The organism is Mesorhizobium sp. M0119, assembly GCF_040322615.1.
In the GTDB taxonomy this organism is placed as follows: domain Bacteria; phylum Pseudomonadota; class Alphaproteobacteria; order Rhizobiales; family Rhizobiaceae; genus Mesorhizobium.
In genome coordinates this window covers 157,117-172,187 of sequence record NZ_JAMYTU010000002.1, presented here as the reverse complement: position 1 = coordinate 172,187, position 15,071 = coordinate 157,117, and the positions used below count along the sequence as shown (strand labels likewise).

The window sequence follows — 15,071 nt, the reverse complement described above, 5'->3', positions numbered from 1 at the left end:
GAACGCGGCGCGCTTGAAATGCGCGGAGAAACAGGATGAAAACGCTTCCTGCATTGATGGCGATTGCTGTGCTGTTCGGCAGCGTCCAGCTGTTTTATGCCGGTAGCGGTGAAAGCCGTGCAGCCAGTGAGTCACCACCTTCGTCCAGCAACTACAGGCTGGTAGCCAATGGCGACGAGGCCTCTTGTGCAGTCAGCCGCGGCGCCGAGATTTCGCAAGGTTTGTCGCTGTTGACGGTCGCCGCGAATTGCCGCCGCGTGTTGCCCGGCGTCGAGCAGGCGAAGTTCTGGCGAGAGCAGGATGACGGCACGGTCACCTTCAGCGCCAACGGCACCGATCCGATCGTCATGTTCTCAGTCGCCGACGGCGATGGTTACGAATCCTACGCGCCGGCGCTGCCGCTGCTGACGCTGGCGTCGTCCGGCGACTGACGAGCGCGGCGGGATTATTCCGCCGCGGCGCGCGCGCCCGATTTCGCCGCCTGATGCAGGCGCACCGCATCGCCGAAAGCGCGAAATATCTTTACCGAGATGCTGTCCGATTTGACCCAGTATTCGGGATGCCACTGGACACCGACGGCGAAAGCCCGTGCATCGCGCACCGAAACCGCCTCGACAGTGCCGTCGGCGGCGACCGCTTCGACCTGCAGCTTCGGGCCAAGCCGGTCGATGGCCTGGCGATGCACCGAATTGACCATGATGTCGCCGGCACCGAAGACCCCGGCCAGGCAGCTGCCGGGTTTTATCGACACGCTCTGGCGGATGGCGAAGCGTTCGTCCTGATTGTCGCTTGCCGGCGCACGATGATCGAGCGAACCGGCGCATTCCTGGATTTCGGTGGCCAGCGTGCCACCCAGCGCCACATTCATCTCCTGGATGCCGCGGCAGATGGCGAGCAATGGCACCCCGCGCTCCACCGCCCGGCGGATCAGCGGCAACGTCGTCGCGTCGCGGGCGGGGTCGTAAGGGCCATTGGCTTCGCTGGCGTCACCGCCATAGAGCGAGGGATGAACGTTCGATTTGGAACCGGTGACCATGACGCCATCGACGGCGGAAAGCAGTTCATCGAAGTCGAGCCGGTCGCCGAAGGACGGTACCAGCAGCGGGAACACGCCTGCACCCGAAAGCGCCGCTTCGAGATATTGCTGCGGCGCGGCATGCCAGGTGTAATTGTCGAACTGGCGGACGTCGGTCGATATGGCGACGAGCGGCTGGTGCATTTGGTCCGGATCCCATCGGGTGCAACGAATTATCTGCCTGCAAAATAGGCGATCCGAAGGCGCATTTCCATGGCAAGTTTCGGCGTGTCGCGTAGGCCAGTTAATCGACCTTAGACTATAGTTGCAAGATCTGCCCCAACGCCGTGAATTTCCCCGAAATGCGCCACTCAAACCGGGCTGCCGCGCTGGACTCGACTCCTTGCCTGTGTATTGTCGGGCTCGAAGCCGATCCGGGCGCCGAAGCGTCCCGAATGTCGGTCAGTTGATCCAAAAGGGAGGAACTTCATGGATCGTCGTTCGTTCATCCGCAAGGCCGGCACCGCCGGCGTTGGCGCCGCGGCCGCTGCCGCGACACTTGCCGCGCCGGCCATCGCCCAGTCCAATCCGAAAGTGACCTGGCGGCTGGCGTCGTCCTTCCCGAAGTCGCTCGATACGATCTATGGTGGCGCCGAAGTGTTTTCCAAGATGCTGTCGGAGGCGACCGACGGCAACTTCCAGGTCCAGGTCTTCGCCGCCGGCGAACTCGTTCCCGGCCTGCAGGCCGCCGACGCCACCACTGCCGGCACCGTCGAGGCCTGCCATACCGTGGCATACTATTACTGGGGCAAGGACCCGACGTGGGCGCTGGGAGCGGCGGTTCCGTTTTCGCTCAATGCGCGCGGCATCAACGCCTGGCACTATCATGGCGGCGGCATCGATCTGTTCAACGAGTTCTTGGCGACGCAGGGTCTGTTCGGGCTGCCGGGCGGCAATACCGGCGTGCAGATGGGTGGCTGGTTCCGCAAGGAGATCAAAACGGTCGCCGACCTTTCCGGCCTCAAGATGCGTATCGGTGGTTTTGCCGGCAAAGTGGTGCAAAGGCTCGGCGTGGTTCCGCAGCAGATCGCCGGTGGCGACATTTATCCGGCGCTGGAAAAAGGCACGATCGATGCCGCCGAATGGGTCGGCCCCTACGACGACGAGAAGCTCGGCTTCTACAAGGTTGCGCCCTATTACTACTATCCCGGCTGGTGGGAAGGTGGACCGACTGTCCACCTGATGTTCAACAAGGCGAAATACGACGAACTTTCGCCGGCTTACAAGTCGCTGGTGCATACTGCCGCTCAAGCGGCCGACGCCAACATGCTGCAGAAATACGACTATCTCAATCCGGCGGCGGTTAAGCGGCTGGTTGCCGGCGGGGCCAAGTTGAGCCCGTTCAGCCAAGAGATCATGGCCGCCTGTTTCGAAAAAGCCAACGAAGTCTATGCCGAGATGGAAACCTCGAACGCGCCGTTCAAGAAGATCTGGGACTCGATCAAGGCGTTCCGCAAGGAGCATTATCTCTGGGCGCAGGTGGCCGAGTACAACTACGACACCTTCATGATGGTCCAGCAGCGCAACAGCAAGCTCTAGAACATTTTGCTACGCCGAGTGGCTCCACTCGGCGTCGCAGAAAAAGGGCTAAAACAAAGCGGATGCCCGGTTTGGTTCGAATGCATTCCGCTCCGGGCGTTTGATGGATCTTGTCAAAGGACCGCGGGCCACCCCCGCGGTCCTTCCCTGTCAGCCTTCGGACGCACTGACTTCCACCAGTATCCCACCCGGCGCATGGCAATAGAAAGCAGTCGACTTGATGCGGCCACGCATCAGTTGCTGGACCTCACCCGGTTGCAGGCCGGCGTCGGCATAGGTGGCGGGGTCGCCTTTCCCCGGCTTCATCAGCCCGGCTTCATCGGATTGAGGATGAAGCCATCGATGCCACGCAGAACCGCGAAACCCGCCGGTGGCAAACCGGCCCGATGGATCAGCCCTGAGGCACTACCAGGACCTTGACCTCGCCGGGCGCCGATGGGTTGGCAATGATCGCCACCGCCTCGTCGAGGCTGACTTGTCGCGATATCAGCCGGTCTACCTCGATCGCCCCCGAGGCGATAAGATCGGCGGCCCGGCGATGGGTAAAGGGATTGAGGAAGGAGCCCAGGACCTTCAACTCGCGGAACAGCAGGTCGAACGGTTCGAACGCCGCTTTCATGCCTTGCGGCATAACGCCGACGACGACAATTGTGCCGCCCGCCTTCGCCAGCCGCATCGCCTGCTCGACGGTGTCTTTCACGCCGGCGCATTCGAGCACCACGTCGACTCCGCCCGGCATCAAACCCGACCGGCCGACGATCGCGTCGGTGACGTCGGAAGCACTGGGATCGACCGTCACCGTTGCGCCCAGTTCCTCGGCGAGAGCCCGCCGCGAAGCCTGACGCGTCGACAAGATGATGGTCGTCGCACCGGCGAGCTTTGCCAGCTGAACGGTGAGCAGGCCGATCACGCCGCCGCCGAGCACCGCGACCGACGAGCCCGGTTTGATCGCGGCAAGGTCCACGCCATGCAGGCAGCAGCCGAGCGGCTCGCAGAACGCGCCATGCGTCGGCGCCAGATTGCCTGGCAAAACGAAGGCCTGTTTCTGCGGCAGGACAAGATATTCGGCAAAGCCGCCATCGCGATGGATACCGATGGCGCGCAAATTGCTGCAGAGATTGACCCGGCCGGTCTGACAATGCGCGCACCGGCCGCAGGCGATGTTAGGATCGCCGGTAACGCGGTCGCCGACGGAAAAGCCGGATACGGCAGGTCCGATCGCCTCGACGATGCCGGAGAATTCATGCCCGAGCGTCACCGGCGGCGTGCACGGGAATTCACCACGGAAAAGATGCCGGTCGGTGCCGCAGACGCCGCACGCCTCGATCCGCACCAGCAGCTCGTCCGGCCCGGTGGTCGGTTTCTCGACCTCGCACACGGCGAGGCCGCCCACTCGCTCCAGTCGCACCGCCTTCATGGCTGCCGGGCCTTCTTCAGTTGAAACTCGGGGGTTGCGACAGATCGGTTGCCGGTGCCGCCGGTTTCGCAGGGGGTTTTTCATCGAAGCTCGGCGGCTGCGACAGATCCTGCGCGCCGGGCGCAGCTGGTGCCGTGCTGCCACCGGCCGGCGGCGTGCCGAGCGGCGACAGGCTGGGCATTCCCGGCACCTGGATGTCGATCGTCCCCGGATCGACCACGGCGCCTTTGTAGTGCATCACCATCTGCGGGAAGCCGATGGTCAGGCCGATCATGATCACCTGGATACAGACGAAGGGCACTGCGCCCCAATAGATCTGCCCTGTGGTGACCGGCGCGATCTGCTTGCCGGTGAGCCGGTCGAGATAGGGCACGCGCGCGGCGACCGAGCGCAAATAAAACAGCGCGAAGCCGAAGGGAGGATGCATGAAGGAGGTCTGCATGTTGACGCCTAAAAGCACGCCGAACCAGATCAGGTCGATGCCGAGCTTGTCAGCCGCTGGCGCCAAAAGCGGCACGATGATGAACGCAAGCTCGAAAAAGTCGAGGAAGAAGGCGAGCACGAAGACGAGGATGTTGACGCCAATCAGGAAACCGACTTCACCGCCCGGCAGCGACGTCAACAGGTGCTCGACCCAGATGTGGCCATTGACCCCGTAAAAGGTCAGCGAGAACACCCGCGCGCCGATCAGGATGAACAGAACGAAGGACGACAGCCTGGTCGTCGAGGCCAGCGCCTGCTTGACCACGTCGAGCGACAGCCGCCCCTTCATCGCCGCCATCGCCAGCGCGCCGACGGCGCCCATGGCGCCGCCTTCCGTCGGCGTGGCGATGCCGAGGAAGATGGTGCCCAGCACCAGGAAGATCAGCGCCAGTGGCGGGATCAGCACGATGATCACCTGCTGCGCCAGCCTGGACATCAGGTTGATCTTCAGGCGCTGGTCGACGATCGCCACGACATAGATGAAGATGACGCCAATACTGGCGCCGAGGATATCGGCGTTGCCGCCATGGTTCGGGGCGAGGTAGCGATACGCCGCATAGGAAACCACCACCGCCGCCAGCAAGGCCGCCAGCAGCGACAGCACGCCGTGGCCGAGCGTGCGGGCCTCCAGCGGCAGGGCCGGCATCGACTTCGGCCGGAAGATCGACATGAGCAGGATGTAGAGCATGTAGATGCCGGTCAAAATGAGCCCGGGGATCAGCGCTCCCTTGTACATATCGCCGACTGAGCGGCCGAGCTGGTCGGCCAGGACGATCAGCACCAGTGACGGCGGGATGATCTGGGCAAGCGTCCCGGACGCGGCAATGACGCCGGATGCCAGCCGCCGGTCGTAGCCGTAGCGCAGCATGATCGGCAGCGAAATCAGACCCATGGCGATGACGGAAGCTGCCACCACGCCGGTCGTCGCGGCCAGCAGCGCGCCGACGAAAATCACGGCATAGGCCAGGCCACCACGGACCGGTCCGAACAACTGGCCGATCGTGTCGAGCAGGTCTTCGGCCATGCCGGATCGTTCGAGCACGATGCCCATGAAGGTGAAGAACGGGATCGCCAGCAGCGTATCGTTCGACATCACCCGGCTGCCATAGAAATTATCCGGCAACGCGTGCAGCAACGGCCAGGCGAGATTGATCGAGCCGCCCGAATAGGGCGACAGCAGCACGCCGATGAAGAAGAACATCAGGCCGTTGGCGGCGAGCGAGAAAGCGACGGGGTAGCCGATCAGCAGGAAGACGACCAGCGAGGCGAACATGATCGGCGCCATGTTCTGGGCGATGAACTCGATCACGAGCGCACCTCTTCGACGAGCGCCTTGGCCTCTAGCTCGGCCTGCTCATGCACCGATATGAACGGAGTGGGATCGTCCATCTGACCACGCATGATGGCGATTTTCTTGATGATTTCGGAAATGCCCTGCAGCGCGAGCAGAAAAAAGCCGACCAGCAGGATCGCCTTCGCCGGCCAGATGATCAGCCCGCCGGAATTGTTCGACATCTCGCCGCTGCGATACGACAGCGACACATAGGGAACGAAATAGACCACCATCAGCGTCACGAACGGCATCAGGAAGAAGACGTGACCGAAAAGGTCGATCCAGTGCTGCACGCGGCGCGAGAACATGCCGTAGACGATATCGATGCGGATATGGTCGTTCTGCTTCAGCGTGTAGGCGGCGGCCAGCATGAAGGCGGCGCCGAACAGATACCATTGCAATTCCAGCCAGGCGTTCGAGGACATGTCGAACACCTTGCGGATGACGGCGTTGGCGGCGCTTACCAGGATTGCCAGCAGGATCAACCACGAAACCCATTTGCCGATGAATTCGTTCAAACGATCAATGGCTCTGGAAAGAGCGAGAAGCCCTGCCATGCATTCCTCCCTTGTGTCAGAGCGCGGCGGTTCCGTGTCCGTCGCATCGCTGTGGACCAACGGTATGCAGTGCGTGGTTCGGCGGGTCAACATGGGACAGCCCGCATAAACACGGTTGTGAGGTGATGCCCGGCAAAATGCTGCCGCGTCCTATGCATCTCCAAGGACACGCTGCTCTTTCATCCAACCAAAGTCGGATGCGGCTCAGGCGATCTTCTGTTGGTCGCGGCCGGCGCCGATCAGCACAAGCATGGCGACGAGGAACAGGTACATCCAGCCGTCCCGCCATTCGAGCGGGAAATAGCCGGCCCATAGCGATTCGGCCATGCCGAAAGCGGCGGCGCCCAGCGCCGCCCGCAAAGGCGAAAGATAGCCGCCCACTGCGGTCACGAACAGGATTTTCAACCCGTAGACCAACCCTGTGCCGAAGCTGATGTTACCGTAGTAGAAGGCGGCGAGCACGCCAGCCAGTGCCGCGCAAAGGCCGCCGAAAAGCACCGCACGCCGAAACACCGCGCGGACATCGACACCGCACATCGCAGCGGCCTTGGGATCGTCGGATACGGCACGCCAGCTTCGGCCGAAGCTGGAATGTGTGAACCCCCACGCAGCCAGCGCAATAGCCGCCAGCACGGCGGCGCAATCGAGCAATTGGATCAGCGTCAACGTCGCCTTGAAGCTGGCATTCTGCGCGAAGACGATGGTCTGGGCCAGCATTGGCGGCAACCATAGGTCATGGGTATCGGCGGCGATGCGGCTGGCTTCCGACAAGACCAGCAATATGCCGAGTGTCGTCACCACGATGGCGTTGGGCGAGCGGTCGGCCAGCGGTTCGAAGATGCTTCGCGACAGGACATGGCTGAGCAGCGCCGCATAAAGGAATGCCGCCGCTACGCCGAGCGCGACCGATGCAAACAGCGTCAGCCACAGCGCCTGATAGCCGAACGCCGCGGTGAGGATCATCGTATGCCCGCAAAATGCGAACAGCGCGCCATAGGCAAGATTGGTGCGGTGCAGGATGCCGTTGGTCAGCACGTAGCCAAAGGCAAGCAATGCGTAGAGCGCGCCCGAATGCAGGCCGTTCAGAACCTGCTGGAAGAAATAGAGCATGCAAGACCCTCGATGCATGCCCCGCAATCGGGGCAGAGGTTTGGGACGAACGACATTCTCAATACGGCGATCACTCAGTGAGGAGCGTTGCACCCGGAATCTAACTTGTCAAACGCGATTTATCGGTTAGATTTCGCCGTATGACAGTATCCTGGACTCCGCACCGCTTCACCGGTGGCATGCTTGCGCTCGACACGGCGAATACCGTAGTTTTGCGGAACGATCCGGAGAAAACCTTCGACCGTTTCGACGATCCGGCCGAGATCGCCCGCTTTGCCGAAGCGGCGAGCGGCTTTCGCGCCGCCGAGCTCGGCGGCAGGCGGCTCGTGGCGCCGGCGCCTGAAAAGATCGCACCGGTGGTGCTGTCGATCCGGGAGACGACCGATCGGCTGTTTCGCGGCGCGGTGTCGAAAGATGCGATCGCGACCGGCGATATGCCGAAATTCCTGGAAGCCTGCGCCGATGGCCTCGCCCATAGCCGCACCGAAATCGGCACGCCCGGAAAACCGTTCGGCGACCCGGCAACGCCGATCGCCTTCGAGGCGGCGCTTGCGGTCTCGGCGCTGTCGCTGCTGCGTAGCGACACCATCGCCAGGCTGAGGATATGTCCGAACTGCAGCTGGCTGTTTGTCGATAAAAGCCGCAATTCCAGCCGCCTCTGGTGCGACATGGCGGTATGCGGCAACCGCCAGAAGGCAAACCGTCACTATCGCCGCCGGACCGCGGCCAGGGAGGTCACCAATGTCTAAGAAATGTTCGCGCGCGATGATTGTCGGCCTGGCATTGTTTGCGGCAGCCGCGCTCGGCGCCTGCCGCGATTCCGGCAAGGACCAGCTGTTCGCCATTTCCGGGAAGCTGTTCGAGTTCAATTACCGGCTGGGTATCGCCACCTATGTCATCACCCTCAATCCGCTGCGGCCGGTGGGTGAGGGGCAGGTCGCTGTGGTCTCCTTCCAGAACCCGGCCGGTGGTGATCCGATCATCGTCACCCAGAAAATATGGCCGAAGCTGCCGCATGTGACGCTCACCAGTCCGCCACTCACTTGTGTCGTCAAGGACAAGCCCTATGCGGTGTCGATCCGCATCGAGGATTCCAGCGGCAAGTTGCTGCAGAGTTTCGAGACCACTCTGACGTCCTCGCTCGACCAGTCGGTCCTGCCCGACCGGCCTCTGGTGGTCGGGCCAGTCTACGAGCTTAACAAGGACCTGGCCGGCCATGTCGATGGCAAGCTGCCCGGCGAACCCAAGCCCAGTTGCCCAAAGGCTGCATGATGCGTCACCAGCGGCACCGACCGCCGCCGAAATTTTCGTGCTCGGCCATCTTCCCCGACAGGCGTTTCGTGGCGCCATCTGGCCGCGCACGGATCGTTTGTTGCGGACCGCCTGGCACCTTCGATTTTGTTTGACCTCCCCGGCAAGGGAAGAAAGACTGTGGGCACTCGACTCCGACGTTGGCCGCGCACCTCCAGGCGCGGCCTCCGCACAGGAAATGCCTGATGACGCTGCACAATGTCGCGCTCGACGACAAGTTCGACCTGGCAAAGGAGCGCATCTTCCTGTCGGGTGCCCAGGCAGTCATCCGCATGCTTCTGATGCAGCGCGAGCGCGACCGCCGGGCTGGCCTGAACACCGCCGGTTTCGTCTCCGGTTATCGCGGCTCGCCGCTCGGCGGCCTCGACATGCAGCTGTGGAAGGCCAGGAACCAGCTCGCGCAGTCGGACATCGTCTTCCAGCCCGGTCTCAACGAGGAGCTCGCCGCCACCGCCTGCTGGGGCTCGCAGCAGGCCGAATTGCTGGGCGAGGGCACCCATGACGGCGTTTTTTCGGTCTGGTATGGCAAGGGTCCGGGCGTCGACCGCTCCGGCGACGTGTTCCGCCACGCGAATCTCGCCGGGTCGTCGAAACATGGCGGCGTGCTGGCCCTGATGGGTGACGACCACATGGCCGAATCCTCAACCAACGCGCATGCCACCGAGTTTCTGTTCGTCGACACCATGGTGCCGATCCTCAATCCGGCCGGCGTCCAGGAGATCATCGACTACGGCCTCTACGGTTTTGCCATGTCGCGTTTTGCCGGCACCTGGGCGGCGATCAAATGCGTCAAGGACAACATCGAATCGACGGCCTCGGTCGATGCCGCGCTCGACCGGCTAGACATCGTTATCCCGGACTTCGACATGCCGCCCGGCGGCCTGAACATCCGTAACGAGATCGACATGCTCGGCCAGGAGGAGCGGTTGCATGAATACAAGCGCGCCGCCACTTCGGCCTTCATCCACGCCAATGGGCTGAACCGGATCGTCTATTCGGGCGGCAGCAGCCCGAAGCTTGGCATCGTCACCATCGGCAAAAGTTATCTCGACGTTCGCCAGGCACTGGAAGACATCGGCATCGACGAAGCGGCCGCCAGTCGTATCGGTATCAGGCTTTTCAAGGTCGGCTGCCCGTGGCCGCTCGACCTGCAGCACATCGCCGACTTTGCTCGCGGCCTCGATACCATCGTCGTCGTCGAGGAGAAACGCTCGCTGATCGAGCTGCAACTGCGCGAGAACCTTTACGGCACCGCGACGCAGCCGGTCATCGTCGGCAAGAGAGACGAACGCGGCGACTGGCTGTTCCCGGCCAAGGGCGCGCTCGACCCCAACGATATTGCCATCGCGCTCGGCGAGAGGATCTTGCGAACGATCGGCCCGTCGGAAGAAATCGCCGCGCGGGTGGCGAAATTGCGCCAGTTCCAGGCGATGCTGGCCGACACGTCAGACATCGCCTCGCGCACGCCCTTCTTCTGTTCCGGCTGCCCACATAATTCCTCGACCAAGGTGCCGGACGGCTCGCTCGCCGCCGCCGGAATCGGCTGTCATTTCATGGCGCTGTGGATGGACCGCAATACGGTCGGCTTCACCGCCATGGGCGGCGAGGGCGCGCAGTGGGTCGGCCAGGCGCCGTTCTCGAAGCGCGAGCACATCTTCCAGAATCTGGGCGATGGCACCTACAACCACTCGGGTGTGCTGGCGATCCGTTTCGCGCTGTCGACCGACGCCAACATCACCTACAAGATCCTCTACAATGACGCCGTCGCGATGACCGGCGGTCAGCCGCACGAGGGCGGCCTGACGGTGGACATGATCGCCAGGCAGGTGCGCGCCGAGGGCGTCGAGCGCATCGCCATCGTCACCGACGAGCCGGACAAATATACCGGCAAGGTGGAATTTCCCGCCGGCGCCACCATCCACCACCGCGACGATCTCGATCTCGTCCAGCGCGAGTTGCGTTCGGTCAAAGGTGTCTCGGTGCTGCTCTACGACCAGACCTGCGCCGCCGAGAAGCGTCGCCGCCGCAAGCGCGGCACCTTCCCCGATCCCGACAAGCGCATCTTCATCAACGAACTGGTCTGCGAAGGCTGCGGCGATTGCGGCGTGCAGTCGAATTGCGTCTCGATCCAACCGGTCGAGACCGAATTCGGCCGCAAGCGCAAGATCGACCAGTCGAGCTGCAACAAGGACTTCTCTTGCGTCAATGGTTTCTGCCCGTCCTTCGTCACCGTCCACGGCGCCAAAATCAGGAAAGCTGAAGGCATAGCCGGCGCGGCCGACCCGCTCGCGGGGGTGCCGGCGCCGGCGCAATTTACGCTCGGTGAACAAGGCTGGGCGGCGATCATAGACGGTGTCGGCGGCACCGGCGTCGTCACCATAGGTGCAGTGCTCGGCATGGCCGCGCACCTGGAAGGCATGGGCTGCGGCATGATCGACATGGCCGGCCTCGCCCAGAAGGGCGGCTCCGTGTTCACCCATGTCCGCATCGCCCGCACGCCGGACGACATCCACGCCATTCGCGTATCGGCCGGCAAGGCCGACCTCGTGCTTGGCTGCGATCTCGTCGTTTCGGGTGCCAAGAAGGTGCTGGCCGCGGTGCGCGAAGGCCATACCATCTTCCTCGCCAACACCGCCGAGATCATGCCGGGCGAGTTCGCCCGTTCGGCCGATTTCACGCTGCCCGTCGAGCGGCTGAAGAAAGCGATAAGAACTGCCGCGGGCGACGACAGGGCGCATTTCTTCGACGCCACCCGCACCGCCACCGCGCTGTTCGGCAGCTCGCTTGGCGCCAACATGTTCATGCTCGGCTTCGCCTTCCAGCACGGCGGCTTGCCGCTGTCGGCGGAGGCGGTCGAGAAGGCGATTGAGCTCAACGGCGAGGCGGTGGCGATGAATGTCGCGGCATTTCGCTGGGGCCGCCGCGCCGCCCACCAGCCGGATTTCGTCCGCAGCCTTCTCGCCCAGCCGGGCAAGGCCACGCAGCATGCCGCCATTGCCGAGACGCTGGACAATATGATTGCTCGCCGCGTCGCCTTCCTGACCGCCTATCAGAACGCCGCCTATGGCAAGCGCTATGCCGACAGACTGGCGGCGCTGCGCAAGGCCGAAACCAATGCTGTGCCTGGGTCGACCGTGGTGACCGAGGCTGCCGCAAAGAACTTGTTCAAGCTGATGGCGATCAAGGACGAATACGAGGTGGCGCGGCTTTATACGGACAGCTCCTTTGCCGCAGAGCTCGCAAAGCAGTTCCAGAGCTACGACAAGCTCGAATTCCATCTCGCACCGCCGATCATGGGCAGGCGCGGCAGTGACGGCAGCCCGAGGAAATCGAGCTTTGGTCCGTGGATGATGAACGGGTTCCGCCTGCTGGCGGCGATGAAGGGGCTGCGCGGTACCGCTTTCGACCTGTTCGGCTACAGCGCCGAGAGGCGTATGGAGCGGCAGCTTCTAACCTTGTATGAGGCGGATCTGGATCTCGTCGCCGGCGCGCTGGCACCGGGCAAGATCGAGGCCGCCGCGGCGCTCCTCTCGGTGCCGGCGCTTGTCCGCGGCTATGGCCACGTCAAGCAGGCCAGTGCCGAAAAAGCCGCCGGCGAACGCCAGCGTCTGCTCGACCGCCTTTCGACGGCGCCGCTGCGGCCGCAGCTTCAAGCCGCCGAATAATTCAGCGTTGTGATACCCCTTGTTTACCTGAACCTGTAGTTTCCCTGTTTCCGCAACGTCAGCGATGGACGCCGGCAGGGCTCGAACCGCCGCTCTAAACCTTTCTTAAGGCCAATGTGACACTGCTGGGTTCCCCAGGGTTGGGATCCAGGCGTGAATCTGAGACGAAAAAACGAGATTCCGGTCGACGTTTACATTCCGTTCGTGGAAACTCTGTTTCGCGACGGGTTCACGCTGTCGATCGGCCTTGTTGCGCAGACACTCCTCGTCATTCTTGTCTATTGGAAGACCATGGACTTGGCGTATCTTCTAGTTGCCGCTGGGCTCATCATTGTCGGTACTCTGCGCCTTCGCAACATCCGGAAATACGGGCGGCTTCCTTCCCCCACGACATGGGAGGAAGCGCACAATCGTGAAAACGATTACATAATTTTTGGTTCGATGCATGGTTTCATGCTTGGCGCATTCTGTTTCGTCAGTATCTATCTGGCAAATGACAGCCACGACAACTATGCCGAAATAGCCTCTGTCTGCGTCACGTTGGCATCGGTCACGTCGATTGCCGGCCGCAATTATGGTTCGCCGCGCATGGTTATGATTTTTATCATAACCACCACATGGCCCATATCGCTTGGCTTTATCCTGCGCGGCGATATCTACCACATCATCCTCGGTCTGATGTCGGCCCCCTTTCTGTTTGCGATCAAGCGGTTCGCCGACATCGTCCGCGAGGTTCTGTTTACCGCCCTGTCGGAGGAAAAAAAGGCGAACCGCATCGCGCAGCGTTTCAACCGCGCGCTCAACACCATGTCGCATGGCCTTGTCATGCTTGGTCCCGACGGCCGGGTGGCGGTGGCCAATGCCGAAGCCGCGCACCTGATGTCGCTCAAATCGCCCGATGCGCTGCTAGGCCGCTCGATCCACGGTCTGCTGATGCGCGGCGCTGCAGGCGGCATGCTGGCGCCGAAGGATTGCCGTTACATCGAAGCCCAGCTGACGCGTGCGTTGCGCGAGGGCCGCGACCGCAAGGTCCTAGTCTCGCTCGCCAACGGCCAGCACTATGAATTTTCTGCCCGGGAAGGCAGCCAGGAACTGGGCGTCGTCACTTTCGAAGATGTGACCGCCCGGGTCGAGGCGGAAGACAAGATCCGCTTCATGGCGCGTTACGACAATCTCACCGGCCTGCCCAACCGCGCCTACTTCCACGAGTTGGTGGTGGATGCCATGGCCTCGGGGGATCCCGACCGTCTCTGCGGGCTGGTGGTGCTCGATCTCGATGACTTCAAGAGCGTCAACGACACGCTCGGCCATCCGGTCGGCGACGGATTGATCTACGCCGTTGCCGAGCGGCTGGCGGCAGTCGCTGGGCCAGGCATCACCGTCAGCCGCTTCGGCGGCGACGAGTTTATGATCTTCTTCGAGCGCGTCGAGGATGAAAGCCACCTGACCGGCCAGGTTGATGAGATCTTTGTCAATCTACAGGGCGAGGTCGATGTCGCCGGCCACGGATTACGCATCCAGGCCAGCGGCGGCGCGGTGCTGTCGCGGGTCAAGGATACCGACGTTGACGCCATGATCGTCAAAGCCGACCTTGCACTCTACAAGGCCAAGGAGCTTGGCAAGAACGGTTGGCGGCTGTTCGAGGCCTCCATGGATGCTGCCTTTCGCAGCCGTCAGCTGATGAAGGCGGACCTGCGCAGCGCCGTGGAAAACAACGAATTACGGGTGGTCTATCAGCCGATCGTGGCGATGAGCACGATGCGTATCGTCAGTTGCGAGGCGCTGTGCCGCTGGGATCATCCCGATCTCGGGCCGATCTCCCCCGGTATCTTCATTCCTCTGGCGGAGGAAATGGGCATCATTTCCGACATCAGCACCTTCGTCCTGCATGCGGCGTGCACCGAATGCGCCAAATGGCCATCCCAGACCAGCGTATCGGTCAATCTCTCGGCCAAGGATTTTCGTAACCGCGACGTTATCCAGAAGGTTCGCGAGGCGCTTGCCGGTTCCGGTCTGCCGGCCGGCCGCCTCGAGATCGAAGTCACCGAGACGGCGCTGCTCGACGACAAGTCGCTGACACGCCAATATATCGAGGAATTGAAGCGGCTCGGCGTGCGTATTGCGCTCGATGATTTCGGTACCGGCTATTCGAGCCTGAGCTATCTCCACAAACTGCCGCTCGACAAGATCAAGATCGATCGCTCGTTCCTGATCGACGTCACCCAGAACAGCCGGTCGCTCGAATTGCTCAAGGGCATCGTCAACCTGTCGCGCCCACTGGGACTTTCGGTCACCGTCGAAGGCGTCGAGACCTTCGAACAGCTCAAGATCCTGGCGCTGCAGGTCAAGCCGGACCTGGTCCAGGGCTTTCTGTTCGGGTCGGCACTCAGCGCGTCCGGCATCGAGACGATGTCGAGCACCGTCTGGCCCTTCGCCAAGGACATCCAAACCGCAAGGAAGGCCCCGCGGCGCTGACTTGCGCTAAAAAACCGCGTATTTTAGTATAATTTTATTAATTGTTAACCTTAACGAGCGGTAAACGACCTCCTACTTATTTTCATCTTTACATCTCATGACCCGT

At 62.4% G+C, this 15,071-nt stretch carries 12 protein-coding genes; 6 read left to right on the top strand and 6 right to left on the bottom strand.

The features are described from left to right. Window positions 1-35: 35 nt before the first annotated feature. On the top strand, window positions 36-431 hold the full coding sequence (locus NKJ40_RS02670; RefSeq protein ID WP_352464502.1) for a hypothetical protein: 396 nt from the start codon (window positions 36-38) through the stop codon (window positions 429-431). Window positions 432-445: 14 nt separating this feature from the next. On the opposite strand, the gene NKJ40_RS02665 is transcribed toward NKJ40_RS02670, so the two are convergent. Beyond that, window positions 446-1,219 carry a gamma-glutamyl-gamma-aminobutyrate hydrolase family protein gene (locus NKJ40_RS02665; protein ID WP_352464501.1) on the bottom strand — a complete coding sequence of 258 codons (774 nt, stop codon included), beginning with the start codon at window positions 1,217-1,219 and terminating at the stop codon, window positions 446-448. 285 nt (window positions 1,220-1,504) lie between these two features. Here NKJ40_RS02665 and NKJ40_RS02660 point away from each other — a divergent pair, with 285 nt between their 5' ends. Continuing rightward, complete coding sequence (locus NKJ40_RS02660; RefSeq protein ID WP_352464500.1) at window positions 1,505-2,614, top strand: TRAP transporter substrate-binding protein; 1,110 nt, start codon at window positions 1,505-1,507, stop codon at window positions 2,612-2,614. A 150-nt stretch (window positions 2,615-2,764) separates the two neighbouring features. Here NKJ40_RS02660 and NKJ40_RS02655 read toward each other — a convergent pair whose 3' ends face one another. The 5 genes from NKJ40_RS02655 to NKJ40_RS02635 all read right to left on the bottom strand — a co-directional run bounded on the left by NKJ40_RS02655 (window position 2,765) and on the right by NKJ40_RS02635 (window position 7,514). Beyond that, on the bottom strand, window positions 2,765-2,920 hold the full coding sequence (locus NKJ40_RS02655) for a hypothetical protein (protein ID WP_352464499.1): 156 nt from the start codon (window positions 2,918-2,920) through the stop codon (window positions 2,765-2,767). 85 nt (window positions 2,921-3,005) lie between these two features. Beyond that, complete coding sequence (locus tag NKJ40_RS02650) at window positions 3,006-4,031, bottom strand: zinc-dependent alcohol dehydrogenase family protein (RefSeq protein WP_352464498.1); 1,026 nt, start codon at window positions 4,029-4,031, stop codon at window positions 3,006-3,008. 16 nt (window positions 4,032-4,047) lie between these two features. Then, window positions 4,048-5,820 carry a TRAP transporter large permease gene (locus NKJ40_RS02645; protein WP_352464778.1) on the bottom strand — a complete coding sequence of 591 codons (1,773 nt, stop codon included), beginning with the start codon at window positions 5,818-5,820 and terminating at the stop codon, window positions 4,048-4,050. Further along, window positions 5,820-6,404, bottom strand: coding sequence for a TRAP transporter small permease subunit (locus NKJ40_RS02640; RefSeq protein WP_292658329.1), 585 nt, complete (start codon window positions 6,402-6,404; stop codon window positions 5,820-5,822). The genes NKJ40_RS02645 and NKJ40_RS02640 overlap by 1 nt, the downstream gene beginning before the upstream one ends. A 204-nt stretch (window positions 6,405-6,608) precedes the next feature. Next, window positions 6,609-7,514, bottom strand: coding sequence for a branched-chain amino acid ABC transporter permease (locus NKJ40_RS02635; protein WP_352464496.1), 906 nt, complete (start codon window positions 7,512-7,514; stop codon window positions 6,609-6,611). 140 nt (window positions 7,515-7,654) lie between these two features. On the opposite strand from NKJ40_RS02635, the gene NKJ40_RS02630 reads away from it, so the two are divergent. From NKJ40_RS02630 to NKJ40_RS02615, 4 genes are all read left to right on the top strand, one after another. After that, a complete protein-coding gene (locus tag NKJ40_RS02630) occupies window positions 7,655-8,263 on the top strand; it encodes a CGNR zinc finger domain-containing protein (RefSeq protein WP_352464494.1) in 609 nt (202 codons plus the stop codon). Beyond that, complete coding sequence (locus NKJ40_RS02625) at window positions 8,256-8,786, top strand: hypothetical protein (RefSeq protein ID WP_352464492.1); 531 nt, start codon at window positions 8,256-8,258, stop codon at window positions 8,784-8,786. Before NKJ40_RS02630 ends, NKJ40_RS02625 begins: the two co-directional genes overlap by 8 nt. A 224-nt stretch (window positions 8,787-9,010) precedes the next feature. Continuing rightward, window positions 9,011-12,490: an indolepyruvate ferredoxin oxidoreductase family protein gene (locus NKJ40_RS02620; protein ID WP_352464490.1), complete on the top strand. Its 3,480-nt coding sequence runs from the start codon at window positions 9,011-9,013 to the stop codon at window positions 12,488-12,490. 153 nt (window positions 12,491-12,643) lie between these two features. Further along, the gene (locus NKJ40_RS02615) at window positions 12,644-14,965 is read left to right on the top strand and encodes a putative bifunctional diguanylate cyclase/phosphodiesterase (RefSeq protein WP_352464489.1); all 2,322 of its coding nucleotides are present in this window, start codon (window positions 12,644-12,646) and stop codon (window positions 14,963-14,965) included. Window positions 14,966-15,071: the final 106 nt, after the last annotated feature.